29 protein-coding genes are annotated in these 25,154 nt (G+C 72.3%); 15 read left to right on the top strand and 14 right to left on the bottom strand.

Annotated elements, in window-relative coordinates:
* The coding region (locus AF1_RS24050; protein WP_157419287.1) for a TIGR03560 family F420-dependent LLM class oxidoreductase at positions 1 to 545 on the bottom strand (545 nt) is incomplete at its 3' end.
* 196 nt (positions 546 to 741) lie between these two features.
* Here AF1_RS24050 and AF1_RS24045 point away from each other — a divergent pair.
* Positions 742 to 1,770 carry a glycoside hydrolase domain-containing protein gene (locus AF1_RS24045; RefSeq protein ID WP_067803613.1) on the top strand — a complete coding sequence of 343 codons (1,029 nt, stop codon included), beginning with the start codon at positions 742 to 744 and terminating at the stop codon, positions 1,768 to 1,770.
* A gap of 51 nt (positions 1,771 to 1,821) precedes the next feature.
* Here the strand turns inward: AF1_RS24045 and AF1_RS24040 are convergent, their stop codons facing one another.
* Genes AF1_RS24040 through AF1_RS24030 form a run of 3 tightly spaced genes read right to left on the bottom strand, consistent with a single transcriptional unit; the run spans position 1,822 to position 6,412 of the window.
* Entirely contained in the window at positions 1,822 to 3,000 is a 1,179-nt protein-coding gene (locus tag AF1_RS24040; RefSeq protein WP_207394153.1) for a GNAT family N-acetyltransferase, read from the bottom strand.
* 45 nt (positions 3,001 to 3,045) lie between these two features.
* Positions 3,046 to 4,386 carry a class I SAM-dependent RNA methyltransferase gene (locus tag AF1_RS24035; protein WP_067803610.1) on the bottom strand — a complete coding sequence of 447 codons (1,341 nt, stop codon included), beginning with the start codon at positions 4,384 to 4,386 and terminating at the stop codon, positions 3,046 to 3,048.
* On the bottom strand, positions 4,379 to 6,412 hold the full coding sequence (locus tag AF1_RS24030; protein ID WP_067803607.1) for an APC family permease: 2,034 nt from the start codon (positions 6,410 to 6,412) through the stop codon (positions 4,379 to 4,381). The genes AF1_RS24035 and AF1_RS24030 overlap by 8 nt, the downstream gene beginning before the upstream one ends.
* A gap of 266 nt (positions 6,413 to 6,678) precedes the next feature.
* On the opposite strand from AF1_RS24030, the gene AF1_RS24025 reads away from it, so the two are divergent.
* Positions 6,679 to 7,344, top strand: coding sequence for a potassium channel family protein (locus AF1_RS24025; protein ID WP_067803603.1), 666 nt, complete (start codon positions 6,679 to 6,681; stop codon positions 7,342 to 7,344).
* Positions 7,344 to 8,003, top strand: coding sequence for a potassium channel family protein (locus AF1_RS24020; protein WP_067803600.1), 660 nt, complete (start codon positions 7,344 to 7,346; stop codon positions 8,001 to 8,003). Before AF1_RS24025 ends, AF1_RS24020 begins: the two co-directional genes overlap by 1 nt.
* Positions 8,004 to 8,073: 70 nt before the next feature.
* Here AF1_RS24020 and AF1_RS24015 read toward each other — a convergent pair whose 3' ends face one another.
* From AF1_RS24015 to AF1_RS36940, 3 genes are read right to left on the bottom strand one after another with little or no spacing between them, the layout of a single operon-like run.
* Entirely contained in the window at positions 8,074 to 8,751 is a 678-nt protein-coding gene (locus AF1_RS24015) for a DUF3159 domain-containing protein (RefSeq protein WP_242608955.1), read from the bottom strand.
* A 28-nt stretch (positions 8,752 to 8,779) separates the two neighbouring features.
* Entirely contained in the window at positions 8,780 to 9,202 is a 423-nt protein-coding gene (locus AF1_RS24010; RefSeq protein ID WP_067803597.1) for an OB-fold nucleic acid binding domain-containing protein, read from the bottom strand.
* Entirely contained in the window at positions 9,109 to 9,576 is a 468-nt protein-coding gene (locus AF1_RS36940; RefSeq protein WP_306451829.1) for an FtsX-like permease family protein, read from the bottom strand. The genes AF1_RS24010 and AF1_RS36940 overlap by 94 nt, the downstream gene beginning before the upstream one ends.
* Positions 9,577 to 9,599: 23 nt before the next feature.
* Here AF1_RS36940 and AF1_RS24005 point away from each other — a divergent pair, with 23 nt between their 5' ends.
* Positions 9,600 to 10,880 (top strand): ArsB/NhaD family transporter, encoded by a 1,281-nt coding sequence (locus AF1_RS24005; RefSeq protein ID WP_067803594.1) that lies wholly within the window; start codon positions 9,600 to 9,602, stop codon positions 10,878 to 10,880.
* A gap of 32 nt (positions 10,881 to 10,912) precedes the next feature.
* Positions 10,913 to 11,614: a PIG-L deacetylase family protein gene (locus AF1_RS24000; RefSeq protein ID WP_067803591.1), complete on the top strand. Its 702-nt coding sequence runs from the start codon at positions 10,913 to 10,915 to the stop codon at positions 11,612 to 11,614.
* On the opposite strand, the gene AF1_RS37095 is transcribed toward AF1_RS24000, so the two are convergent.
* The 3 genes from AF1_RS37095 to dut all read right to left on the bottom strand — a co-directional run bounded on the left by AF1_RS37095 (position 11,611) and on the right by dut (position 13,120).
* Positions 11,611 to 11,706 carry a 50S ribosomal protein L37 gene (locus AF1_RS37095; protein ID WP_407642231.1) on the bottom strand — a complete coding sequence of 32 codons (96 nt, stop codon included), beginning with the start codon at positions 11,704 to 11,706 and terminating at the stop codon, positions 11,611 to 11,613. The genes AF1_RS24000 and AF1_RS37095 overlap by 4 nt on opposite strands.
* A gap of 103 nt (positions 11,707 to 11,809) precedes the next feature.
* On the bottom strand, positions 11,810 to 12,625 hold the full coding sequence (locus AF1_RS23995; RefSeq protein ID WP_067803589.1) for a DUF3710 domain-containing protein: 816 nt from the start codon (positions 12,623 to 12,625) through the stop codon (positions 11,810 to 11,812).
* Between the two features lie 3 nt (positions 12,626 to 12,628).
* A complete protein-coding gene (dut, locus tag AF1_RS23990) occupies positions 12,629 to 13,120 on the bottom strand; it encodes a dUTP diphosphatase (RefSeq protein ID WP_407642230.1) in 492 nt (163 codons plus the stop codon).
* A gap of 228 nt (positions 13,121 to 13,348) precedes the next feature.
* Between dut and AF1_RS23985 the strand changes: the two genes are divergently transcribed.
* The 8 genes from AF1_RS23985 to AF1_RS23955 all read left to right on the top strand — a co-directional run bounded on the left by AF1_RS23985 (position 13,349) and on the right by AF1_RS23955 (position 17,469).
* Positions 13,349 to 14,047, top strand: coding sequence for a hypothetical protein (locus tag AF1_RS23985; RefSeq protein WP_067803583.1), 699 nt, complete (start codon positions 13,349 to 13,351; stop codon positions 14,045 to 14,047).
* Positions 14,044 to 14,574, top strand: coding sequence for a MauE/DoxX family redox-associated membrane protein (locus AF1_RS23980; protein ID WP_067803580.1), 531 nt, complete (start codon positions 14,044 to 14,046; stop codon positions 14,572 to 14,574). The genes AF1_RS23985 and AF1_RS23980 overlap by 4 nt, the downstream gene beginning before the upstream one ends.
* Positions 14,571 to 15,035, top strand: coding sequence for a hypothetical protein (locus tag AF1_RS23975; RefSeq protein WP_067803577.1), 465 nt, complete (start codon positions 14,571 to 14,573; stop codon positions 15,033 to 15,035). The genes AF1_RS23980 and AF1_RS23975 overlap by 4 nt, the downstream gene beginning before the upstream one ends.
* Entirely contained in the window at positions 15,032 to 15,586 is a 555-nt protein-coding gene (locus AF1_RS23970) for a hypothetical protein (protein ID WP_067803574.1), read from the top strand. Before AF1_RS23975 ends, AF1_RS23970 begins: the two co-directional genes overlap by 4 nt.
* Positions 15,574 to 15,741 carry a hypothetical protein gene (locus tag AF1_RS35325; RefSeq protein WP_165488435.1) on the top strand — a complete coding sequence of 56 codons (168 nt, stop codon included), beginning with the start codon at positions 15,574 to 15,576 and terminating at the stop codon, positions 15,739 to 15,741. The genes AF1_RS23970 and AF1_RS35325 overlap by 13 nt, the downstream gene beginning before the upstream one ends.
* A gap of 18 nt (positions 15,742 to 15,759) precedes the next feature.
* Entirely contained in the window at positions 15,760 to 16,314 is a 555-nt protein-coding gene (locus AF1_RS23965) for a hypothetical protein (RefSeq protein WP_131732860.1), read from the top strand.
* A gap of 117 nt (positions 16,315 to 16,431) precedes the next feature.
* On the top strand, positions 16,432 to 16,731 hold the full coding sequence (locus tag AF1_RS23960; RefSeq protein ID WP_067803571.1) for a DUF6412 domain-containing protein: 300 nt from the start codon (positions 16,432 to 16,434) through the stop codon (positions 16,729 to 16,731).
* Positions 16,732 to 16,779: 48 nt separating this feature from the next.
* Positions 16,780 to 17,469, top strand: a complete 690-nt coding sequence (locus AF1_RS23955; protein ID WP_067803568.1) for a YidC/Oxa1 family membrane protein insertase — start codon at positions 16,780 to 16,782, stop codon at positions 17,467 to 17,469.
* Positions 17,470 to 17,532: 63 nt separating this feature from the next.
* On the opposite strand, the gene valS is transcribed toward AF1_RS23955, so the two are convergent.
* On the bottom strand, positions 17,533 to 20,058 hold the full coding sequence (gene valS, locus AF1_RS23950) for a valine--tRNA ligase (RefSeq protein ID WP_067803565.1): 2,526 nt from the start codon (positions 20,056 to 20,058) through the stop codon (positions 17,533 to 17,535).
* 128 nt (positions 20,059 to 20,186) lie between these two features.
* Here valS and AF1_RS23945 point away from each other — a divergent pair, with 128 nt between their 5' ends.
* Positions 20,187 to 20,474, top strand: coding sequence for a DUF4235 domain-containing protein (locus AF1_RS23945; RefSeq protein ID WP_067803562.1), 288 nt, complete (start codon positions 20,187 to 20,189; stop codon positions 20,472 to 20,474).
* Positions 20,475 to 20,525: 51 nt separating this feature from the next.
* On the opposite strand, the gene AF1_RS23940 is transcribed toward AF1_RS23945, so the two are convergent.
* Both AF1_RS23940 and AF1_RS23935 read right to left on the bottom strand, forming a co-directional pair.
* Positions 20,526 to 21,338: a hypothetical protein gene (locus tag AF1_RS23940; protein WP_067803558.1), complete on the bottom strand. Its 813-nt coding sequence runs from the start codon at positions 21,336 to 21,338 to the stop codon at positions 20,526 to 20,528.
* A gap of 17 nt (positions 21,339 to 21,355) precedes the next feature.
* On the bottom strand, positions 21,356 to 21,652 hold the full coding sequence (locus tag AF1_RS23935; protein ID WP_067803555.1) for a DUF4193 domain-containing protein: 297 nt from the start codon (positions 21,650 to 21,652) through the stop codon (positions 21,356 to 21,358).
* Between the two features lie 515 nt (positions 21,653 to 22,167).
* Here AF1_RS23935 and AF1_RS23930 point away from each other — a divergent pair.
* Positions 22,168 to 23,859: a serine/threonine-protein kinase gene (locus AF1_RS23930; RefSeq protein ID WP_067803552.1), complete on the top strand. Its 1,692-nt coding sequence runs from the start codon at positions 22,168 to 22,170 to the stop codon at positions 23,857 to 23,859.
* Between the two features lie 86 nt (positions 23,860 to 23,945).
* Here AF1_RS23930 and AF1_RS23925 read toward each other — a convergent pair.
* Positions 23,946 to 25,154, bottom strand: a 1,209-nt coding sequence (locus AF1_RS23925) for a sensor histidine kinase (RefSeq protein ID WP_067803550.1), incomplete at its 5' end; no start/stop codon positions are given.

The following is a 25,154-nucleotide window of genomic DNA, read 5'->3' as shown; positions in this document are numbered from 1 at the left end:
CCCCCGACCCCGCCGATGATGATCGGCGGGCCGCCCGCCTGGACGGGCTTGGGCAGCGCGGGCGACTCGGTGAGCGTGTAGTGGTCGCCGCTGAACGAGTAGGTCTCGCCGGTGGGCGTCCCCCACAGCCCGGTGAGAATCCGAAGCTGCTCCTCAAGCCGCTCGAACCGCTCCCCCAGGCTCGGGAACGGGATGCCGTACGCGGTGTGCTCCTGGTCGAACCAGCCCGTGCCGATGCCGAGGTCGACGCGTCCGCCGCTCATCTGGTCGACCTGGGCGACCGAGATCGCCAGCGGGCCCGGGTGCCGGAACGTCGCCGCCGTCACCAGGGTGCCGAGCCTGATCCGGCTGGTCTCGCGGGCCAGCGCGCCCAGCGTGATCCACGAGTCGGTCGGGCCCGGCTCACCGCTCACGTCCCCCATCTTGACGAAGTGGTCGGAGCGGAAGAACGCATCGAAGCCGAGGGCCTCGGTGGCCTTGGCGACCGCCAGCTGTGTGTCGTAGCTCGCCCCCTGCTGGGGCTCAGTGAAGATCCGAAGACGCATGGTTCCATCCTCGTCCCCCGCCGGCCCCGGCCGCGCCACCGGGCCGGCACCGCCTGATGATCTTCATGCGGGCGACCTGATGTCACCAACAGTGACCGTTTGCTTGCGCAGAGGTGCGAGCGTGTCCAATTTGCTGCGTCACAGAAGCGGAACCTGTTGAATCGGCCGGGACCGCTCCCCGACCGATGGAGTTGACATGGCTGTCTTCGGCGTCGACTACGCCTGGGGACGCCCGGGCGCCGCCGCGCTGAAACGCGCCGGCGCGAAGTTCGCGTGCCGCTACCTGTCGCACGACACGACCGGCAAGAACCTGACCCGCGCGGAGGCCGACGAGCTGTCCGGGGCGGGCATCTGGCTGGTGGTCGTCTGGGAGGACTCCGCGCGCCGCCCGCTGGCCGGGCGGTCCGCCGGCGCCGCGGACGCGCGGGACGCCGCCGCGCAGGCCCGCGCCTGCGGCATGCCGGACGACCGCCCCATCTACTTCGCCGCCGACTGGGACGCCTCCCCCGCCCAGCAGGACGAGATCAACGCCTACCTGGACGGCGCCGCGAGCGTCCTCGGCCGCGACCGCGTCGGCCTCTACGCCGGTCACGGCCCGGTGAAGCGCGCGTTCGACGCGAAGAAGATCACCTACGGCTGGCAGACGTACGCGTGGTCGGGCGGCCGGTGGGACGCCCGCGCACAGCTTCAGCAGTACTCCAACGACCACACCATCAACGGCGTCGGGGTCGACTACGACCGCGCCGTGAGCAGCGACTACGGGCAGTGGCGCGTCGGCGTCTCGCCCGAAGGAGAAGACGACATGCCCGACTACGTGTCCGTCGGCACCGACACCGAGCAGCGGCTTTCCCCCGGCACGTGGACGAACGTCACCTGGGACCACGAGTACGCCGACCCCCGGCACCAGCACTACGACCCCGGCGGCCCGAGCCTGCTCACCGGTTCCGCCCGCTACAGCCTCACCGTGGCCGCGACCGTCACCGGCGTCCCCGCAGGCACCCTCATCCAGGCCCGCGCCGTCGAGGTCGAGATGAAGGACACGAGCAGGTACGAGGTCGGCCCCGTCCAGGACTTCCTGTCCGTCGGCGAGCGCACCAACCTGGTCTACGGCCTCCCCGCCGACACCGTCCGCGCCGGACACCGGGTGCGTTTCCAGCTCATCCAGCACGGCACCGCCCCCGCGACCGTCACGGACGGCAGCGCGAAGCTCTTCTTCTGGCGGTGACCGGGGAAGGCCCAGGGGCCTCACCTGGCGGCGGCCGCCGACGCGGACACGTCAGAAGTCGTCGTTGATGTAGGGGGCCAGCGGGACGGCCGAGGCGGCCGCCAGCCGGGCCGCGGCTCCCGGAGTGTGCTCCGTCATGGCGCCGATCCGGGTGAGGGTGACCGGGCTGGTGCCGCCCAGGTAGGTGGCGGCCAGGTCGGCGGCGGTCACGGTCAGGTCCGGGGGCTCGGCCGTCGGGTCGCAGGTCGCCGCCGCGCCCGTCGTCAGGCGCCAGCGGCCCTCGTTGGCCGGGATGCGGGGATCTTCGACCTCCAGGACGAAGGTGTCCCCGGTGGCCCAGGACCGGGCGCGCAGCGCGGCCGGGACGTCAATGAGGCGGAGCCACAGCGCGCCGTAGTCGTCCTTGATGGCGACCTGGTCGGGGTCGGCGGCCATGTGCGGGAGCAGGTCGTCCACGGGACGGCTCGGCGCCTGGATGCGGGACGTCAGGTCGATCGCCGCCAGGTAGCGCCAGAGCGCGGCCTCGGCCTGCGGGGTGTCGGCGACGAGGTCGACGACCCTGATCGTCTCGTTCTCGTTGGCGCGGTAGACGGCGTAGCCGGCGGGGTGGACCACGATGCGCGGCTCGGTGAAGCCGCCGGCCTCGCTGTCGACCGGGCGCAGGACGGAACGCCTCCACCATTCCGGGTCGCGGAGCAGGCCGCCGGGGCGAGCGGAGAGCGAGCGGGTGTAGATCGGGTCCAGCAGTTCGGGCGCCGACTCGGCGTCGACCAGGCGGACGGGCCGGTCGTCCGGAGTGGTGCGCAGGCCCAGCGGACGGGACGTGTCGACCTCCATCCCGATCGCCCGGGTGGCGAGGCCGAAGCCGTACCGGCCGTAGATGGCGCCCTGCGACGCCCAGAGCACGGCCACCGGGCGGCCGGCGGCGACCGCGTCCGCGTGCATGCGCTCCATCATCGCGGTGAGAATGCCCTGCCGCCGATGGGTCGGCAGCACACCGACGAACGTGACCGCCGAGCAGTCGAGGAACGTTCCCGGGACGGCCAGCCGCATCGGCATCGACGCTAGCTGGCCCACCAGGGTCCCGCCGTCGTAGGCGCCGACACGCTCGGCGCGGCGCGGCCTCCAGGACTCCCGTTCGGGGTCCTCGATGCGAAGGTGGAAGACCATGCCGGCGAAGTCGACCATGCGGCCGGCGTCGGACTCCGGCATGTCCCTGATCTCGATCATGGTTATACGGTAGGCGGGACCCGCAACCTGTTTTCGCGGGTCCCGTCAGCCGCGCACCAGCACCGCCAGGCACTCCACGTGCTGGGTCATCGGGAAGGCGTCGAAGGCCCGCAGGGACTCCAGCGTCCAGCCGCGCTCGCTGAAGTAGGATAGGTCGCGGGCCAGGGTGGCCGGGTCGCACGACACGTAGGCGATCTTGCGGCCGGCGAGCCGCGTGATGTGCTCGACGACCTCGCGGCCCGCGCCGGTGCGGGGCGGGTCGAGGACGACCAGGTCGGCGCGGCGGACCCGGGAGCCGCCCTGGTGCCCCCCGCCACCACGCTTGTTCTGACCGCGGGACGAGCCGCCCGCGCGCCCGAACTCCAGGTCGGCGACGACCTCCTCCACGGGCCCGCGCTCGATCGACACGTACGGCAGGTCGCGCAGGTTGTAGCGGGCGTCGCGGACGGCCTGCCCGTCCGACTCGACGCCGACGACGAGGCCGTCCGGGCCGATCCGGTCGGCGAGGACGCCGGCGAACAGGCCGACGCCGCAGTACAGGTCGAGGGCGATGTCGCCCGGCTTCGGTTCGAGCGCGTCCAGCACGGCGTCGGCGAGCAACTGGGCGGCACCGGGGTGGACCTGCCAGAAGCCGCTGCCGCTGACCTGGAACAGCCGCCCGGACACCTCCTCGCGGACGTAGGGGAGCCCGGAGCCCGGCTCCGGCTTGCCGCGCACGAGCCGGACCGGCACGTCCAGCCGCGGAACCCGGATCTTGCGGCGGTCCCGGCCGCGCAGTACGACGAGACGGTCGCCGGTGGTGGCCGAGACGATCCCCTCGACGCCCGATGCGCCCGGCCAGCGCTTGCGTTCGATGCCCATCAGCTCCACACCCGGGTGGGCGATCAGGCACTCGTCGATGGGCTCGATGTCGTGGGAGCGGTGGCGGCGCAGGCCGACGACGCCGGACGCGACGGAGAACTGCACGCGCGTGCGCCAGCCGAGGCCGGGCGGCGGCGCCATCTCGCTGTCGACCGGGTACGGCACCTCCTCGACCACCACCGTGCGGGTGATCCCGGCGAGGCGCTGGAGCTGCTCCTCCACCACGGCCGCCTTGAGCGCCCGCTGGGCGGGCAGGGACGCGTGCTGCCAGTCGCAGCCGCCGCAGCGGCCGGGACCGGCGAACGGGCAGGGCGGCGGCACCCGGTCCGGGGACGCCTCGATGATCTCCACGGCGTCGGCGCGCAGGAAGTTCCTGGTGCGGTCGGTGACGCGGGCCCGCACCCGCTCGCCGGGCAGGGCGTGCCGGACGAAGACGACGCGGCCCTCGTGCCGGGCGACGCAGAAACCGCCGTTGGCGACGTTTCCGACCTCCAGTTCGAGGACGTCGGGTTCGAGTTCAGTCACGGTCCGAAACACTACCGGCACCGGGACGCGCCCCGGCCTGCGGCGGGCGCCGGGACGAGCCCGGTCCGGGCCGCTCCTGCCGTCCCTTGAGCCGGGCCGAGGACTCCAGCTGCCACGCGACGCTCGTCACCATGACGCCCGGCTGGAACAGCAGCCGCCCCTTCAGCCGCAGCGCGCTCTGGTTGTGCAGCAGGTGCTCCCACCAGTGGCCGACGACGTACTCGGGGATGAACACGGTGACGACGTCGCGGGGGCTCTTGCGGCGCAGGCCCTTGACGTAGGAGAGCACCGGGCGGGTGATCTCCCGGTACGGCGAGTCGAGGATCTTCAGCGGGACGGGGATGTCGAGCGCGTCCCACTCCTCCTGGAGCCGCTGGGCCGCCTCGGCGTCCACCGCCACGCTCACCGCCTCCAGCGTCGACGGGCGGGTCGCGCGGGCGTAGGCGAGGGCGCGCAGCGTCGGCTTGTGCAGCTGGGAGACCAGCACGACGCCGTGGTTGCGGGCGGGCAGCGCGACGTCCTCGCCCGAGGGGGTCAGCTCCTCGGCGACCCGGTCGTAGTGCCGCCGGACGGCCTTCATCAGCATGAACAGCACCGGCATCGCGATGCAGACGATGTAGGCGCCGAGCGCGAACTTGGTGATCAGCACGACGACCAGGACGATGCCGGTGAGCGTGGCGCCGAACGCGTTGATGGCGCGGGAGGTCTTCATCCGGCGGCGCTGCGCCCCGCCCTGCTCGGCCCCCAGCAGCCGGTTCCAGTGCCGGACCATGCCGATCTGGCTGACGGTGAACGACACGAACACGCCGACGGTGTACAGCGGGATCAGCCGGCTGACGGACGCGTCGTAGGCGTAGATGAGCACCCCGGCCATCGTGGCGAGGATGATGATGCCGTTGCTGAAGGCGAGCCGGTCGCCGCGGGTGTGCAGCTGGCGCGGCAGGAACCGGTTCTGCGCGAGCACCGACCCGAGCACGGGGAAGCCGTTGAACGCGGTGTTGGCGGCGAGGAACAGGATCAGCGCGGTCATCGTGGTGACGAACGCGAACCCGATCTCGAAGTCGCTGAACACGGTGTGCGCGATCTGCGCGATCACCGGGTCGACGTTGAAGACCTCCTTGCCGGTGGACGGGTCGATCAGGTGGCTGCCCTGGTCCGGTTCGGCGAACTTGACGTCGGTGATGTGCGCGAACGCGATCACCCCGGCGAACATCGTCATCGCGACGAGCCCGAGCATCAGCAGGGTCCTGGCGGCGTTCTCGCCCTTCGGCTTGCGGAACGCGGGCACGCCGTTGCTGATCGCCTCGACGCCGGTCAGCGCGGCGCAGCCGGACGAGAACGCGCGCAGCAGCAGGAAGACGAGCGCGAACCCCGCGACGTTCGTCTCGTCACCGTGGATGACGTAGTCTGCGGTCTCCGACTTCAGTTCGGCGCCCGCGAGCAGCCGGGCCGCGCCCCACACCAGGGTGCTGATGACCGCGAACATGAACAGATAGGTGGGGATCGCGAACGCGACCCCGGCCTCCTTGATGCCGCGCAGGTTGCCGAGGGTGAGCAGCACGACGACGACGATCGCGACGAAGACCTCGTGCGGCTGGAGGAACGTGAGCAGGGCGCCGAGGTTCTGCACGCCGGACGACACCGACACCGCGACGGTCATCACGTAGTCGACCATCAGCGCGCTCGCGACGACGAGGCCCCAGTTGCCGCCGAGGTTGGTGGTGGCGACCTCGAAGTCGCCGCCGCCGCTCTGGTAGGCCCGGACGTTCTGGCGGTAGGAGGCGACGACGGTGAGCAGGATCACCACCACGGCCGCGCCGACCCAGGGGGTGTAGCTGTACATCACCAGGCCGCCCGCGCCGAGCGCGAGGAGGATCTCCTGGGGGGCGTAGGCCACCGACGACAGGGCGTCGCTGGCGAAGATGGGGAGCGCGATCCGTTTCTTCAGCAGCTGTTCGTGCTGCTGGGCGCTGCTCAGCGCGCGGCCCAGCAGCAGCCGCTTCGCGAGGTCCGGAACCTTTGACACGAAAGGAGAGCCTATCCCGCGATGACACCACCCTTATCTTCCCTGGCCACGCACGTGCGGGGCCGTCCGCGGGGGCGTCGCGGCCCTGCCCGGAAACTGGTTGGGTAGTACTCGCCTGGGGGGATGTGTAGGTTTGCAGCCCGGCAGGGAGCATTGACGGAAAACGGTCCTCGGGTGCGGCACGGCGTCGGCGGCGCAGCGACGAACGCCGTGCGCGGCGCGGGGGGACAGGGGGAGCGTCCCCCTGGACGGAAGAGGGAACGGCCGTGCATATCGTGATCATGGGATGCGGGCGGGTCGGCTCGACGCTCGCCCACATCCTGGAGGACAAGGGCCATTCGGTGGCCATCATCGACCAGAACCCGGAGGCGTTCCGCCGGCTGCGCAGCGGGTTCCGGGGCCGCCGCATCACCGGGTTCGGGTTCGACCGCGATGTGATCGCCGAGGCGGGCATCGAGCGCGCGTCGGCGTTCGTGGCGGTCAGCAGCGGCGACAACTCCAATATCATCTCCGCCCGGGTGGCGCGCGAGACGTTCGGCGTCGACAACGTCGTCGCCCGGATCTACGACCCGCGCCGCGCGGAGGTCTACCAGCGGCTCGGCATCCCCACGGTCGCGACCGTCCGGTGGACGGCCGACCAGATCCTGCGGCGGCTGCTTCCGGAGGGCGCCGAGCCGCTGTGGCGCGACCCGACCGGGGAGGTCGTCCTCGCCGAACTGGACTCCGGGCATCTGTGGGTCGGCGCGAAGGTCGGCGCGCTGGAGGAGCACGCGGGCACCCGGGTCGCGTTCCTGTCGCGGATGGGCGATGCCCTCGTCCCCGACCGGGACACGGTGATCCAGGACGGCGACATCGTGCACATCATGGCGGGCGCCGACGATCTGGAGCGCGTCAACGCCGCCGTCGCGGCACGGAACGGAGAGGACGCCTGATGCGGGTCGCGATCGCCGGGGCCGGCGCGGTGGGCCGGTCCATCGCCCAGGAACTGCTGGAGAACGGGCACGAGGTGCTCCTGATCGACAAGAGCCCCAAGGCCATCAAGGTCGAGATGGTGCCGCGCGCGGAATGGCTGCTGGCCGACGCGTGCGAGATCTCCGCGCTGGACGACGCGGCGCTGGAGCGCTGCCAGGTGGTGGTCGCCTCGTCCGGCGACGACAAGGTCAACCTGGTGGTGTCGCTGCTCGCCAAGACCGAGTACGGGGTGCCGCGCGTGGTGGCGCGGATCAACCATCCGAACAACGAGTGGCTGTTCAACGAGTCGTGGGGGGTGGACGTCGCCGTGTCCACGCCGCGGCTGCTGTCGGCACTGGTGGAGGAGGCGGTCAGCGTCGGCGATCTGGTCCGGCTGATGACGTTCCGGCAGGGCGAGGCGAACCTGGTGGAGCTGACGCTGCCGGAGGACGCGCCGCTCGGCGGGCAGCGTGTCGGATCGGTGGACTGGCCGCGCGACACCGCGCTGGTGGCGATCCTGCGGGAGGGTCGGGTGCTGGTGCCCTCGTCCGATGACACCCTCGAACCCGGCGACGAGCTGATGTTCGTGGCCAGCCAGGACGTGGAGGACGATCTCGCCGAGCTCCTCGGCGGGCGCTGAGCCCACCGCGGTGCTCTCGGCCCCGGGCCCGGCGGCCCACGCCGAGGGCATCGCACCGGCGGCGCGCCGGTCAGGCGGGCTCTTTGCGTTCGAGGGGGGTGCGGCCGCGGGCGAGCAGCCACACCATCGCCGCGAGCGCGGCGACCTGCAGCGGCCAGCCCATCGCGATCTTGGCGGTGCCGAGCAGGCCGCTCTGGTCACCGTCGGCGAGGTAGATCGGGTACTGGACGGCGACGCGCACGATACAGGGCAGCACCAGCAGCCAGGTGAGCCGCGAGCACAGCTTCACGATGCCGCGGTCGGCCCGCCACGCGGTCGGGTCGCCGGTGACCGACCCGATGATGAAGCCGACGACCGGCCAGCGCACCACGATCGAGAAGATCATCGCGGCGGCGTAGCCGGCGTTGAGCATGATGCCGGGCAGGAAGGCGTTCTCGGCCTTGCCCGAGCGCAGCGCGAAGAACGCGGCGATCGCGATGCCGACGAGGCTGTTCAGCACGAACTGCGGACTGGAGCGCTGCGCGATCCGCACGGCCAGCAGCACGACGGCCGCACCGATGCCGGCCGCGACGGCGAGCTTGATGTTCTCCGCCGCGACGTAGATGCCGGTGAAGGCGATCGTCGGGACGGCGGCCTCCAACATGCCGCGCACGCCGCCGAGCGCCTTGCCCAGCTGGGCGCGGACGGCCGCCTCGACGGTGTCGTGCGCGGCGGTCTCCCGCCCGGTGCTCGCTGTCACTTCGCTCACGTCGGTCTCCCGGCGGCTCGGGGCGGCTTCACGAGCCGCCGCGCAGCTCGTATCGCGGATTGAACATGACCTTGCGTCCGTCCTGCACGCTGACCAGCCCCTCGGCGCGCAGCCGGCGCCCCGGGTCGATGCCCGCGATCTTGCGGCGGCCCAGCCACACCAGGTTGACCACGTCGGTGCCGTCGTAGAGCTCGGCCTCCAGAGCGGGAGCACCGCCCCGTGGACGGAGCGTCACGGTACGTAGCGTACCCGCCACGCAGTGGCGCTTGCGTGCGGCGCAGTCGCTGATCGGCGTCGCGCCCTCGTCACCGGTGGTCTTCTGCAGTTCCTCGGCCTCAAGCTCCGCCTTACCGGCCGTCATGCGCCGCAGGAAGCGCCGCAGGCCACCCCTGCCGCGCTCGCCCGGCCCCGGACCCGCCGGGGACGGCGTGCCGGCCGAAACCTCGTCCATACCTCGAAGCGTATGACATCCCCGCCCGAATCGGCCCCTCGGCCGGGTGCCCGGCCCTGAGCGGAGCCGGTCAGGACGGCGGCGATCGTGAAGAGGGAGGCGGCCGTCCCGCACATCATGGCGGTGAGAGTGAGCACCCCCGACTCCAGTGCCACGACGCCGAGCACCTGCCGCGGGGTCGCGCCCGCGAGCCGGGTCTGGCCGAACTCGCGACGCCGGTGCGCGGCCGAGGATGGGTCCAGCACGCCGATCGGGATAGGCAAAACCCCACCATCGCCGGGCGTTCGCGGGGACTTCACCCTCGCCAGGGACGCCCGAGTCGGACTAGAGTCACCTCCGGTGCGCCGGGAAGTCTGGTCGGCAGGTCCGTACATCCGCATGCCGACCGGGAGGCTCTGTGCAGGCCACCGCCGCGATCATCATCTTCGTCTGCGCCTACGTGGTGATCGCGTCGGAGAGGGTGCCCCGGACCGCGGTGGCGCTCGGCGGTGCGGGCCTGATGCTGCTGCTGCACATCACCGACGCCGGCGGCGCCTTCTTCTCCCCCCACTCCGGGATCGACTGGAACGTCATCTTCCTGCTGCTCGGGATGATGGTGATCGTCTCGGTGCTGCGGCGCACCGGCGTGTTCGAGTACGTGGCGATCTGGGCCGCCAAACGTGCGCGGGGACGGCCCTACCGGCTGATGGTGATGCTGGTCGTGCTGACGGCGACGGCGTCCGCGCTGCTGGACAACGTCACCACCGTCCTGCTGGTCGCGCCCGTCACGTTCCTGGTCTGCGAGCGGCTCGCGCTGCGGCCCGAGCCGTACCTGATCGCCGAGGTCATGGCGTCCAACATCGGCGGCACCGCGACCCTCGTCGGCGACCCGCCCAACATCATCATCGCGAGCCGGGGCGGGCTGTCGTTCAACGACTTCCTCGTCCATCTGGCCCCGCTGGTCGTGCTGCTGCTGCTCGTGTTCTGTGTGCTCTGCCGGTGGCTGTTCCGCTCGGCGTTCCACTACGACCCGGACCTGGCGGCCGAGGTCATGGCCCTGGAGGAGCGGGAGGCCATCACCGACCGGCGGCTGCTCGCCCAGGGGCTCGCCGTCCTCGGCATCGTGATCGCGGCGTTCGTGCTGCATCCCGTCCTGCACTACGAGCCGTCCGTGGTGGCGCTGCTCGGCGCCGGGCTGCTGGTCGCCGCGACGAAGGTGACCACCGAGGAGGCGCTCAGCGAGGTCGAGTGGCCCACGCTCGTGTTCTTCGCCGGGCTGTTCGTCATGGTCGGCGGGCTCGTCGAGACCGGCGTCATCGGCGACATCTCCCGCGCCGCCGCCGACGCCACCGACGGCCGCCTCGGCGTCGCCGCGATGCTGCTGCTGTGGGCGTCCACCGTGCTGTCGGCGATCGTGGACAACATCCCCTACGTCGCGACGATGAGCCCGATCGTCGCCGACCTCGTCCAGCAGCAGCCCGGCGGCCAGGGGCACGTCCTGTGGTGGGCGCTCGCCCTCGGCGCCGACCTCGGCGGCAACGCCACCGCCATCGGCGCCAGCGCCAACGTGGTCGTGCTCGGCATCGCCGCCCGCAACGGCACCCCGATCAGCTTCTGGCGCTTCACCCGCTACGGGATCGTCGTCACCCTCGCCACGGTCGTCCTCGCCACCCCGTACCTCTGGCTCCGCTACCTGTAGCCCTGCCGATCCGGATCGGCCAGGATGAAGGGATGGAAGCGGTACCGGAGGACTGGGAGCGGGCCCTGGCGATCGTGGCGCACCCGGACGACCTGGAGTACGGGGGCTCGACCGCGATCGCCAAGTGGACCGCGCAGGGCAAGACGGTGACGGAGGTGCTCGCCACCCGCGGCGAGGCCGGGATCGACGCGATGGACCCCGACGAGGTCCGGCGCATCCGCAGCGCGGAGCAGATCGAGGCCGCGCGGCGGGTCGGCGTCGACACCGTGGAGTTCCTGGACATGCCGGACGGCATGCTGGAATACGGGCTGCCGCTGCGGCGCGCGCTCGCGGGCGCGATCCGGTGGCACCGGCCCGAGGTCGTGGTGTCGATCAACTTCCGCGAGACGTTCCCCGGCGGCGGCTTCAACATGGCCGACCACCGGGTGCTCGGGCTGGCCGTCGCGGACGCGATCAGGGACGCCGCCAACCGGTGGGTGTTCCGCGACCTGAACCTCGAACCGTGGCAGGGCGTCCGTTTCGCGCTGTTCGGCGGATCGCCGCAGGCGACGCACTACGTGGACGTCACCGGCCACCTGCGGGCCGGGATCGACTCCCTGCTCGCCCACCACGTGTACTTCGCGAACCTGGGCGCGGAGTTCGACGCGGCGGAGTTCCTCACCGGCATGGCCGAGCAGGCCGGGCGGGCCGCCGGCGTCGAGCACGCGATGACGTTCGAGATGATCGGGGGCTAGCGGCGGGCGTTGGGCCGCTTGCCCTTGTTGTGCTTGCTGCGCTTGCGGGCCCGGCGTTTACGCGTCTTCTTCGACATGTTCCGATTGACCACCCGCGCGGCGGTCATGGCAAGGGGCCGGCCGGGTTCCGGACGGCAGAACCCACCCGGCCGCACGTCCGGAACGGCGTGCGGCACGGGCGGGCGGCGGTCGGGGTCAGCGGACCTCGGTGATCTCGGGGCCGCGCTCGAACGGGTCGAAGGTCTCCACGGCCTCCTCGTCCTCGTCCTGCCCGGCCTCGCTGAACTCCTTGGGGATCCGCAGCTCCAGCAGGTCGCGGGGCGGCATCGGGGCGTCGCCGCGGACCACGACCACGCCGCGCAGGACGTCCTCCAGGACCTGCCACTGCTCCTCGTCCTCGATCGCGGCGCCCTGCACCACGGCCTGCAGGAACCAGCGGGGGCCGTCCACACCGAGGAAGCGGATGATCTGCGGCGCCCAGCCCTGCTCGACGAACTCGGCCGGGATCTGCTCGCGGACCTCCTGCGGCATCTCCGCGAGGACCTCCTCGGTCAGCGCGGCCGGGACCATCGCCAGCAGCTCGGAACCGAACGGCCCCTCGCCCTCCTGGGTCTGGCCCTGCGCCTCCTCCTGGATGTCCTTGGCGGTCTCACGGCGCACGTCGTCCCAGATCCCGCTGCGCTTCGGCGCCGCGAACACCTGGAGCTGCATGGCGCTCTCCTCGTACTGCACCAGCACCGCGACGGGCCGCCCGTCGAGCGGGTTGCCCTGCTCGTCGACCTGGGTGGCCTCGAAGTTCACCTGGAAACCCAGCCCCGGCGCCACCGGCACCTGAAGGGATCCGAAGTCAAGCCGCTGCAGTTCGGGGAAGGAGTCCTCGGAGTCCCACGGGCCGCCCTTGGCCGACTCCGCCTTGGCGGGAGCCTCCTCGGCGGTCTCCTCCGCCGGCTCCTCGGTCACCTCGGGACCCTCCGCGGGCTCCTCGGCCTGCCGGCGACGTCCAAAAGCCACGACTCACACTCCTTCTTCACTGTGCTCATTGTCCCCGATGACACGCGCGGGACCGAATCCGCCCGTCGAACCGAAGCCGTTGGTTCCGCGCGCCGATCCGGGAAGGTCGGTGACCTCGTGGAACACCGCCCGTTCCACCCGCTGCACCACCATCTGCGCAATGCGGTCTCCGCGCCGCAGCCGCACGGTGGCGCGGGGGTCGGTGTTCAGCAGGGTCACCTTGATCTCACCCCGATAGCCGGCGTCGACCGTCCCGGGTGCGTTAACTATGGTCACCCCCAACCTAGCGCCCAATCCAGAGCGGGGGTGAATGAAAGCGGCGTAGCCGTCCGGCAGCGCGATCGCCATCCCGGTCGGGACGACGGCGCGCTCCCCCGGCGGCAGTTCGACGTCCGCGGCCGCGACGAGATCCGCGCCCGCGTCACCCGCGTGAGCGTAGCTCGGCAGCGGCAGCTCGGGATCCAGCCGCCGGATCAGCACATCGACCTTGCTCACGGACTCCACCTCACGCGTACCTGCCGGAGAACCACACGACCCTATCGACGGCGCCGTGCCCGGCCGCCGCTGGAACGCTGCCGCGCGAGTCCGGCAGTTGACCCTACCCGGTCCCGGACGTGACCACTTCCGGAAGGTTTGCCCCCGAAGTGATGAATTACGCGTAGCGTCTCGTCTGTTACCCGCGGTGCTTCTGTGGGGAATTGCGCCCCGCAGGAAGGGGTCGGCATGGGCACTTCGGAGCACACGGTCACCCACCGGTCGCTGGACGGCGTGCGGGTCCGGCTGACCGGCGCCCACGATCTCGGACGCCCGTGCACGTCGGTGGCGCGGATCGCGGAGAACGGACGGCTCCACGAGATCTCCGGCGGCACCCGGGCGGACGCCCTCGCCTGGGCCGAGGACATCGGCGTCGACCGGTTCGAGCAGGAGTTCCGCCTCCAGGGCGGGCGGCTGCGGGTGGGCCGGACCGCGGCCCGCGACCGCGACACCGGCCTGAGCGACCCCGTCCTCGCCGCCGTGTGGGAGGGACGCCGCCACGCGGTGTTCACCCACCTCTACCACGGGCGCCCCGCGGACGCCGTCGCGTTCTTCGGCACGATGCGGCTGACCGAGCACGAGGACGGGATCACCGCCGTCCCGCGCGGGCGGGCCCGGCGGCCCGAACCGGCGGAGATGGTCAAGGAGATCCCCGGGCTCGGGCTCCTGGAGATCACGCCGCTGACCGGGCGGACGCGCAAACGGCTGCCGTCGTGGCGCGGCGCACCGGTCGCGGGCGGCGAACTGTTCCAGGACACCGTGGAGGGCCAGGGCCCCTACTTCCTGCTGGCGCTGAAGTCGCTGCTGGTGACCGTCCTGCCGGAGGAGGACCGGGTGCGCGAGGTCCCGCGGCGGCTCGCCGCGCTGGCGGTCGAGGCGGTCCGGTGACCGGGCTGCTCGCCGGGATCGCCGCGGTCTGCGTCCCGCTCGTGCTGCTGGCGTCGGTGTACGGCCAGGTCAGGCGGCCTGGCGCGCTCGCCGCCGCACTGCGGGCGCAGCGGGTGTTCCCGCGTGGCTTCGCCGGTGCGCTGGCGGTGTGCGTGATCGCCGCGGAGGCGCTGGCGGGAGCGGGCGGCGCCGTGGCCCTGCTGTGCTGGCTGGACGGCCCGATGCGGGCGGCCTCCGGGGCCTCGGCCGTCCTGCTGGCCTCGTACGCGCTCTACGGGACGTATGTGTCCCGTGCCCGGCGGGGCGTCCCGTGCGGCTGCGCGGGTGACGGCACGCCGATGACCGGCTGGGTCGCGGGACGGGCCGCCGCGCTCGCCGCGGCGGCCCTCATCGGTGCCCTGAACGGCCTCCCCACCGGTTCGACCGCATACGAGATGTTCATCGCCGCCGCGGCGGGGCTGGGGTTCGCAGTGATCCTCTGGGCACTCCCCCGCGCACTGCTCACCGAGAGGAGGACGGCCGGATGAGCTTCCAGAACAGCGCGCTGCTGCTGTCGTGGGTCGCGATCCTGCTGCTCGCCCTGGTCGTCGCCGGTCTGGTCCGGCAGGTCCACGCGCTGGGCCGGGGGGCGCCCCGGCCGGCCGGTCTCGGCCTCGCGCCGGGCACGCCCGCGCCCGCCTTCGACCGGCTCGGTCCGGGCCTGCTGCTCTTCCTGGACCGCGACTGCGGCGTCTGCGCCGACGTCCTGGCCGCCGCCGGTTCACCGGACCGGCCGCTGCACGCGATCTTCGCCGGGCCGCCGCCGGACGAGGCGTCCCGCCCCGGCGTGCGGGTGCTGACCGGCGAGCAGGACGGTCTGTTCGCCGACTACCGCGTCCCCGCCACCCCGTTCGCCGTGCTCGTCGGCGCGGACGGGCGGGTGCGGGCCGCCGAGCCCGTGGGCTCTCCCGAAGCCCTCCACGAGCTGACCCTGGAGGCGGCACGATGATCGAGCTGGAAGACGTCCCCGCGCTGCGCGGCCCGCGGCCCGCCGGGGCCGAGCGCGTCCGGCGGCGTCCCGTCCCCGCCGAGGGGCCGAGGCTCCGCCCGGCGCGGCGCAGCATCCTCACCGGCCTCGCCGCCGCCGGCGCCACCGCCGGGCTGAAGGCGCTCGGTGTCTTCCCGCCCGCCCGGGAGGCGATCTCCTCCGGCTTCCAGCTGGCCGGGTACTACGACATCTATCCGCGATGCCCCTCGTACGCGTCCGACCACAACTGCTCCCCCGGCTGCGGGCCGAGCTACGTGTGCAGCTGGTGCTGCCGGACGAGCGGCAAGTACAAGGGCTTCCACAAGTCGGGCGTCTCGGACCCGGGCCGCTACAAACTGCGTCCCGACCAGTGCTACGGCGGTGGCTACGACGGATGGCTCTGGGCCTATTCCAAGAGCTGCGGCAGTTGCAAGAAAGGCGTCACCTGGCGCTGCCACGACGGCTGGAAGAAATCCAAGAGGGGCAACTGGTACAAGACCATCTGCCGTAAAGCGGTGGCATGCAAGAACTGACCGCCGGGCGGCTGCGGCGGGGCCTGACCGACCCGTTCCTCCCCGTCGCCGCCCTCGCCCTCCTCGCGGTCTCGGCCGCCGCGCTGGACGCCACCGTCCTGTGCTGGTCGTCGATCGGCGCCCTCGCGGGCTTCTCGCTGTCGGGCAGCGTCTGAACGCGTAACAGCGAATCCGTGCTGTTCTCGCCAGGTTGGCGGGCCCCCGTACGGCAGGGCGAGATCCTGGCCGTCTTCACCCTCGGGCTCCTGCTCGGGGGCCTCCCCAGCGCGACGGTGATCTGGCTGCTGTCCGGCCTCGCCGCCCCGTTCCCGCCCGCTTTCCGGACGTCCGCGATCCTGGCCGCCGCCGCCCTGGGCACCGCCCGCGAACTCGGCCTGATCCGCCTTCCCCTCCCCCAGAACGCCCGCCAGATCCCGCCGGACGTCCTGCAGACCCGCCTCCGCCGGGGCACCCTCCAATTCGGATTCGAACTGGGCACCGGCGTCCGGACCTACGTCCCCGCGACAACCCCCTACGTCCTGGCATCGGCCCTTTTCCTGGCCGGCCTGCCCCTCCCCGTCACCCTCCTGGCAGGAGCCGCCTTCGCCCTGGGCCGCGCGCTGAGCGCCGCCCTCACCTACCTGGCCAGAGACGACCACCGAGACACCGCGATAGCCACCCGGATGCCCCGCATGAAGACCACCGCGGCCATTGCCGTCCTGTCCGCCCTGGCACTCCTCCTCTTGTGACACCCCGCGAAACTCAGAACGGCCCGGCCGGCCGGGCCGTGTTCGCCGATGCTCGCGTCGGGCGGGGCGGTCGGGTGAGAGACTGAGGGCCGTTCGTATCGTCGGAAAGGTTCGCCCGTGGTCTGGTCTCTGGTGATCGCCGCGTTGCTGCGGGTGTTCGCCGCGGCCGAGTGGACCGCGACGGCGCCGGGGCAGTCGGTGCTGGTGGCGCTGGGGACGCTGACCGTGGCGGGCCTGCTGGTGCTGGCGGTCGTACGGGTCGGCGCGATACGGCGGGAGCGGCGGTCCGCACTGGCGCGGGTGCGCACGACCCTCCGGGAACGGACGTTGCGCACGGCCTTCCTGCCGCAGCGCGATCCGGACGCGGCCGGGCGTCCCCGGCCGAGAGCGCCGGGAGCGGGGATCGCGGCCGCCTGAGCGCGGCCGAGACGTTCCCGATCTCCTCTACCTCCGGAAGGCCCTCCCATGTTCGATGTTCCCGTTTCGATCGCCGCTGCCCTGGTCACCGGGCTGGCGGACGCCCTGCATCCGGTCGCCGGCGGGCTGTCCACCGCGCTGGCGATCGTGCTCTTCACCATGGCCGCGCGGCTGGTGCTCGTCCCGCTGGCCGTCGCGGCGGCCCGGGGTGAGCGGACGCGGGTGCGGCTGACGCCCAAGGTCCAGGCGCTGCAGAAGCGGCACGCGAGGAATCCGCAGCGGCTCCGGCGGGAGATGGCCGCGCTGTACGAGGCGGAGGGGACGACGCCGGTGGCGGGGTGCCTGCCGATGTTCGCGCAGGTCCCGTTCTTCATGGTCATGTACCGGCTGTTCGCCTCGGCGACCGTGGCCGGGCACCAGAACCTGCTGCTCGCGCACACGCTGCTCGCGGCGCCGCTCGGGCAGAACTGGATCGGGGTGCTGGGCGGCGGCCTGTTCTCGCCGCCGTCGCTGGTGTTCCTCGGGCTGTTCGTCCTGCTGGGGGCGGTGGCGCTGTGGTCGTCGCGGCGCGTCACCGCCGAGGGCCCGATGGGGGCCGTGGCCCGGGTGACGCCGTTCGGGACGGTCGTCTTCGCCGCGTTCGTGCCGCTGGCGGCAGGGCTGTACCTGCTGACGTCCGGGACGTGGACGGCCGTGGAACGGGCCGTGCTGCAGCGCGGGATCGTCGCCGCCGGCTGATCGCCCTCGCCGGCGTCAGGCGCCTGCCCTGCACGTCTGGGGCAGGGCAGGCGCCGCGACGCGTCAGGTGGACGGCGCCAGGACGACGTCGACGGTCAGGGCGGCGGGCGCGTCCTCCAGGGTGAGGTCGGCGATCCGCCCGGCCGCCGCCAGATCCGGCCGCGCGATCCGCATGACCTCCACGCCCCGGACGACCGCGCGGGCCACGTCGGCGCGCATCGACGCCTTCGCCTGCGACTTGGCCTTGCGGACCTGCCGGAGCGCCTCACCGGTCGCCGCGAGGACGGCCGGGTCGCCGCCGGGCGGCAGTTCGGCGGCCGACGGCCAGGACGCCGCGTGCACCGACCCGTGCCGCCACCACGACCAGACCTCCTCGGTCACGAACGGCAGGACGGGCGCGAACAGGCGCAGCAGCACCGACAGCGCCGTGCGCAGCGCGGCCCGCGCCGACTGCGCCTCGGGGCCGTCCCCGTAGGCGCGGGCCTTGACCAGTTCCAGGTAGTCGTCGCAGAACTCCCAGAAGAACCGCTCTGTGCGCTCCAAGGCGCGCGTGTAGTCGTAGCCCTCGAACGCCTCTGTCGCGTCCTGGACGACACCCGCCAGCGCCGCCAGCATCGCCCTGTCGAGGGGTTCGGTCACCGGCGCGTCCGCGGGGGCGTCTCCGAGGCCGAGGACGAACTTGGACGCGTTGAGGATCTTGATCGCGAGCCGCCGGCCGACCTTGATCTGGCCGGTGTCGAACGCGGTGTCGGTGCCGGGACGTCCGCTGGCCGCCCAGTAGCGGACGGCGTCCGAGCCGTACTCGCGCAGCAGGTCGATCGGCGTGACGACGTTCCCCTTGGACTTCGACATCTTCTTGCGGTCCGGGTCGAGGATCCAGCCGGACAGCGCGGTGCCCCTCCACGGCAGCGAGCCGTGCTCCAGATGCGACCGGACGACCGTGGAGAACAGCCACGTCCGGATGATGTCGTGCGCCTGCGGGCGGAGGTCGTAGGGGAAGACGCGGCCGAACAGGTCGGCGTCGCGCTCCCAGCCGCCCGCGATCTGCGGGGTCAGCGACGACGTCGCCCAGGTGTCCATCACGTCGGGGTCGCCGACGAAGCCGCCCGGCCTGCCGCGCCGGTCCTCGGTGAAACCCGGCGGGACGTCGGACGACGGGTCGACCGGCAGCGCGTCCTCGGGCGGGACGATCGGGTCGTCGTAGCGCGGCTCCCCGGAGTCGTCCAGCCGGTACCAGACGGGGATCGGCACGCCGAAGAACCGCTGCCGGGAGATCAGCCAGTCGCCGTTCAGTCCCTCGACCCAGTTCTCGTAGCGGGCCCGCATGTAGGCGGGGTGCCACTCCAGCTCCCGCCCGCGCGCGAGAAGCTCCGCGCGGACGCCCTCGTCACGGCCGCCGTTGCGGATGTACCACTGCCGGGTCGTGACGATCTCCAGGGGCTTGCTGCCCTTCTCGTAGAACTTCACCGGCCGGCTGATCTTCCGCGGCTCGCCGTCCAGGTCACCGGACTCGCGGAGCATCTCGACGACGCGTTCCTTCGCCGAGAAGACCGTCTTGCCGGCCAGTTCCGCGTACGGCCGCGCGGCGACACCCTCCGGCGGGTCGGCGGCCAGGCGCCCGTCCCAGTCGATGATCGCGCGGGTCGGCAGGTCCAGCTCGCGCCACCAGATGACGTCGGTGACGTCGCCGAACGTGCAGATCATCGCGATGCCGGAGCCCTTGTCGGGCTCGGCCAGCCGGTGCGCGACGACCGGGACCCGGGCGTCGAACAGCGGCGTGCGGACGGTCGTCCCGAACAGTTCCCGGTAACGCTCGTCGTCGGGGTGGGCGACCAGCGCGACGCACGCGGGCAGCAGCTCCGGGCGCGTCGTCTCGATGTAGACCGGGCGCTCGTCGCCGTGGAACCGGATCCGGTGGAACGCGCCGGGATGCTCGCGGTCCTCCAGCTCGGCCTGGGCGACGGCCGTGCGGAACGTGACGTCCCACAGCGTCGGCGCCTCGGAGACGTACGCCTCGCCGCGCGCCAGGTTGCGCAGGAACGCGCGCTGCGACGCCGTCCGGGCGACGTCCCCGATGGTCGTGTAGAGGTGGCTCCAGTCGACCGACAGGCCGACCTGGCGCCACATCTCCTCGAACGCCTTCTCGTCGACCTCGGTGAGGCGTTCGCACAGCTCGATGAAGTTGCGCCGCGAGATCGGCCGCTGCCGTTTCGGGTCCGGGTCGGCCGGCGGCTCGAAGTCCGGATCGTAGGGAAGCGACGGGTCGCACCGGACACCGAAATGGTTCTGCACGCGGCGCTCGGTCGGCAGGCCGTTATCGTCCCACCCCATCGGGTAGAAGACCGCCCGACCGCGCATGCGGTGGAAGCGCGCGACGGTGTCGGTGTGGGTGTAGGAGAAGACGTGGCCGACGTGGAGGGATCCGCTCACGGTGGGCGGCGGGGTGTCGATCGAGTAGACCGCGCCGCGCGGCCGGGTCCGGTCGAAGCGGTGGACGCCCTCGTCCTCCCAGACGCGTACCCACTTGTCCTCCAGGCCGTCCAGGGAGGGCTTCGGAGGGACGTGCGGAGTGCGCGGCTGCTCTGTCATGGGGCCAATGGTATTGACATCGGCATGGGCCGCACGCCGATTACCGGCGCCGACGCGGCGATCACCTCCACCGCCGGCGGCGGGCCTTTCCGGTAGCGTCGGAGACGACAGACGAGTGGAGGACGAATATGGCGGATAAAGGCGACCTCGGCTGGCGGGTGATGGCCGGCGCCGCGGCGTTCGCGGGCGGCTTCGTCGCGAAGAAGGCGATCACGCTGGCCTGGAAGAAGAGCACGGGCAAGGAGCCTCCGACGAACCCCGAGTCTCCCGACGTCGACCTGATGGAGGCGGTCGGCTGGGCCGTGGTGATGGGCGTCGGCATGGAACTGGCCCGTCTCCTCGCCACCCGCGCCGTGGCCCACCAGTACGCCAAGGGCACCGGCCGGCTCCCGTCCCACCTCAAGATCGAAGGATGATCCGGATCGTTCCAGGGGGCCGGCCCCTGGAACGATCGCCGGGCGGCTCGGTCAGCCCAGCCGGCGCTGGTGGTCGCCGGGGAGCGGGGGTATCACCCCGGCGGACCCGCGCAGGTCGTTGCGGACCTTCAGTGCGAGGCCCTTCGTCGCGGAACGGTTGAGGGCGGCACCCGCGGCGGCGCCGGTGAGGAACGGGCCCATCGTGCTCATGCTCCGGCCGAGGGTGCGCAGCATCCGTTTGCGCAGCGCCGACTTGGCGGCGGTACCGAAGGCGCTGGTGAGCGACCCGGCCTCCAGGGGGTTGATGCCGCGCTGCCGCGCCCAGGACGTGACGAACGCGGTACCGCGGGCGGTGCCGCCGCCCTGGACGCGCACGCCGTACACCTCGTGCAGTTCGGCGATCAGCTTGACCTCGATGGCGGCGACGACCAGGGCCTCGGCGGCGAGCTGGGCGGGCGCCGACAGCAGCAGCGGCGGGGCGGCGAACTCCACGGCGGCCAGCGCTCCGCCGGCGGCGCCGATGGCGGTCGTGGCGTTGCCGGCCACCTTGACGAGCCGGTCGGCGAGTTCCTCGCCCATCAGCCCGTGATGGTGTGCCTGCAGCGTCTCAAGGTCGCGGATCGGAATGTGCGGTGCGGCTTCGACGAGCAGGTCGCCGAGCCACCTCCCGCGGCCGATCCCCGCGGCCCCCACCTTGCGGGCGCTCCGGCCGAGCAGCCCGGCCAGGCGCCGGAGGAGGCGGCCGCGGGTCTCGCCGTCCATGCCGTCGTCGGCGGTGAGCCGTCCGATCAGCTCACCGAGTTCCGTGGAGCCGTCGCCGCGCACCGGCTCCACCTCGTCATGACGTCGCTCGATCTCCGTCACCCGGCGGCCACTCCCGGTCAGGCGGCGCACTCACGGCAGATCGGCTGGCCGTTCTTCTCGCCGGCCAGCTGGCTGCGGTGGTGTACCAGGAAACACCGTGTGCAGGTGAACTCGTCCGCCTGCCGTGGAACCACCCGGAAGGTGAGCTCCTCGTTGGACAGGTCGGCGCCGGGCAGCTCGGCGACCTCACCGGCGTCCAGGTCCTCATCGATGATGCTGGCGGACTTGTCGGCCCGCCGGGCCTGGAGCTCCTGGAGGCTGTCCTCATTGAGATCGTCGTCGGTCTTGCGTGGGCTGTCGTAGTCGGTCGCCATCTTCTGTCTCCATCCCCCTCAGTGCTTTATGCGCCCCGTCGCGCGGATCTAACGCTCGGGGGACCGTTCTTGTGCCCGATCCGGGCGGGAAATTCTGTCACGGTTGGTGACCTGCGACACACGAGGCGCGACCGTTCCCACGAGTGACACCGGTCACCCGGATCCTTCCTCGCATTGTGTCTTCCGTCACATACCCGGCGGGTGTCGATGGCCTGGTCCGGAGCCGGGGCACCCGCCGGGGGATCCCGCGGCGGCGGGGATCCTATCGGTCCCGGGGCCGTTGTGCGCACCGCCCCGCCCGGCGCGGCGGGACGCGCCGCGGGCCAGCCCGACCCGCCCGCCGGGAGGGCGAACCAGATTGATCGGTGAAACGTCTGAACTAACGCGATATCGTGCCCGCCTGAGGTTGGGGCGGGCCCCCTGCGGAGGTTTCACCCGGTGATCGCCGGAACGGGGCCCGCGGTGGGTCCAGCGCACAATGTCGCGGACATCACTGCGGGTCAATGGAGGGTCAGATGCCGGATGCCGCTCCGCTGGAGCCGGGCGATCCCAGGGCACTCGGACAGTACGAGGTCATCGGACGGCTGGGTGCCGGGGGCCAGGGTGCCGTCTTCCTGGGCAAGGCCCCGGGCGGCGAATACGTCGCGGTGAAGCTGCTGCACGCGCAGATGGCGGGCGATCCCGCCGCGCGTGCCCGGTTCACCCGCGAGGTGGCGGCGGCGCAGAAGGTCGAGCCCTTCTGTACCGCGCGGGTGCTGGAGGCCGACGTCCACGGCGACCAGCCGTACGTGGTCAGCGAGTTCATCGACGGGCCGTCCCTGCACGACGTGGTCGCGCACAACGGGCCGCGCAGCGCCGCGGAACTGGAGCGGCTCGCGATCGGCACGGCGACCGCGCTGGCGGCGATCCACGAGGCCGGGATCGTCCACCGCGACTTCAAGCCGAACAACGTGATGCTGGCGCCGGACGGCCCGCGCGTCGTCGACTTCGGCATCGCCCGCACGGTCAACTCGCAGGAGAGCGCCGTCACCGCGACCGGCATGGTGGTCGGCACGCCCGGCTACCTGGCGCCCGAGCAGCTGACCGGCGCGCCGCTCACCCCGGCCGTCGACATCTTCGCCTGGGGCGCGACCATGGTGTTCGCCGCCACCGGGCAGTCGCCGTTCGAGGCCGACACGCTGCCGGTCATCATCAACCGCATCCTCAACGAGGAGCCGGACCTGTCGGCGCTGCCCGCGGGCCCGCTGCGCGACCTGATCGGACGCTGCCTGTCCAAGGACGCGGGCCTGCGCCCGCCGGCCCCGCAACTGCTGCTGAACCTGCTGGGGGCCGTCGGCGCCGCGCCCGCCGGCCAGGCGGCCGGGCAGGAGGAACTGCTCAACCAGGGCACCCGGATCGCCTCGCAGCTTCCGCCGCCGCCCCCCGTCCCGCCGGCGCCGCGGCACCAGCCGCAGCCGCAGATCACCCCGCCGCCCATGCCGATGCAGCAGGGCGCGATGGCGGGCCCGGCCACGCCGCCGCCGCAGCCGATCACGCCGCCGCCCATGCCGATGTACCAGGGGCCGGGCACGCCCCCGCCTCCGCCCTCGCAACCGCCGATGCCGATGCAGCAGCCGATGCCGATGCAGCAGCCGATGCCGCCGGGGCCGGGGTACGGGCCGCCCCCGAAGCGGTCCAGCTCGGCCGGGCCGATCATCGCGATCGGCTGCGGCGCGCTGGCGCTGATCGTGATCCTGGTGGTCGTGGTGCTGGCGATCATCGGCGCCAACAGCGACGACACGGACCCGGATCCGGTCCCGTACACGCCGCCGAACACCTACACGCCGCCGACCGACACCCCGACGCCGCGCACGACGGGCGGGCTGCTGGGCGTGTGGGACGGTGACGGCAACCAGCCGGACGCCGGGGCGGGGCACACCAACTTCAAGGCCCGGTTCGCCCTGCTGTACACGAGCGGCACCGCGCGCTACACCTACCCGTCCGGCTCGCAGGACAGCTGCTACACGCGGCTCACGCTGCTGTCGGACGGCGGTGAGGGCGGCAAGACCGAGTACCAGGAGACCCCGATGGCGGGGATGGACCCGAAGGAATGTGCCTCCGGCTACGTCACGTTCACGCCCACCTCGTCCACCTCGATGCGCTGGGAGTGGCGCCACCTCCGGTCCGAGACGAACCCGTCCGCGTACGGGACAGTGACAAAGCAGTGACCCCTTCGCAAGGGTGATCCGTCCTGACGGAAACGCCCTGATCGGCCTCCGCGGCCGATCAGGGCGTTTCGCGTTCGGACGGTCCGTCAGCCCGGCGGGAGCCGGACGGTGACGATCAGCCCGCCGCCGGGCCGGGGCACCGCGTAGACGGCGCCGCGGTGCGCCAGCACCACCGAGCGGACGATCGACAGGCCGAGTCCCGCGCCCTTGGACGATTCGACGCGGTCGGCGTTCAGCCGCCGGAACGGCTCGAACAGCCGCTCCACCTCATAGGCGGGTACCACGGGCCCGGTGTTCTCGACCTGGACGGTGGCGTAGCCGTCCAGCATTCCGGTGCGGAGCCACAGCTCGCCGCCCTCCACCTCGTTGTGCTTGATGGCGTTCTCGACGAGGTTCGACACCAGATGCTCCAGCAGCACCGGGTCGCCGAGCGCGGTCCCCGACGTCAGCTCGGGATGTGCGGCGACGTCGTTGTCGTGCTCACGGCGGGCCATGTGCTCCAGCACCGTCGCCGCCACCTCGGCCAGGTCGACCGGGGTGCGGGTGGTCAGCTCCCGCTCGCTGCGGGCGAGCAGCAGCAGCCCCTCGATGAGCCGCTCGTGCCGGGCGTTGGTGGCCAGCAGCGTCTTGCCGACGGTGCGCAGGTCGTCCGACGCCTCGGGGTCGCCGAGCGCCACCTCCAGCAGCGTCCGGTTGATCGCGAGCGGGGTGCGCAGCTCGTGCGAGGCGTTGGCGACGAACCGGCGCTGCGAGTCGAACGCCTGCCCCAGCCGCTCCAGCATCGCGTCGAAGGTGTCGGCCAGCTCCTTGATCTCGTCGTCCGGGCCCTCCAGCGCTATGCGTTCGTGCAGCGTGCTCTCCGACAGCCGGCGCGCGGTCGTGGTGACCCGCTGCAGCGGGCTGAGGGCACGGTCGGCGACGAACCAGCCGAGCACCAGCGTGATGATCCCGACCCCGCCGAGCGCGAGCAGCGACCGCCCGACCAGCTGCTTCATCGTCTGCTCGACGAACTGGCGCTGCAGTTCGGCGGACTCGTCCGGGGTGATGCCAAAGCCGATCACCTTGACATTGCCGAGGATGTTGGCCATCAGGAACGACATCACGAACAGCAGCAGCGCACCGGCCAGGAAGAACAGCAGCCCGTACAGCAGGGTGAGGCGCAGCCGCACGCTCATCCGGCTGGGCAGCACCGTCAGCTCGCCGAACGGGCCGCCGCCCTCGCCGCGCCACATGCCCTTCGCGGCCGGTGGCGGCTGCGGGACCTGCTGCGGGCCCGGCCGCCGCCACCGGCCGCC

The organism is Actinomadura formosensis NBRC 14204, from assembly GCF_001552155.1.
In the GTDB taxonomy this organism is placed as follows: Bacteria; Actinomycetota; Actinomycetes; order Streptosporangiales; family Streptosporangiaceae; genus Spirillospora; species Spirillospora formosensis.
Note: the sequence above shows the minus strand (reverse complement) of the source record. Positions and strands in the feature narration are given on the sequence as shown.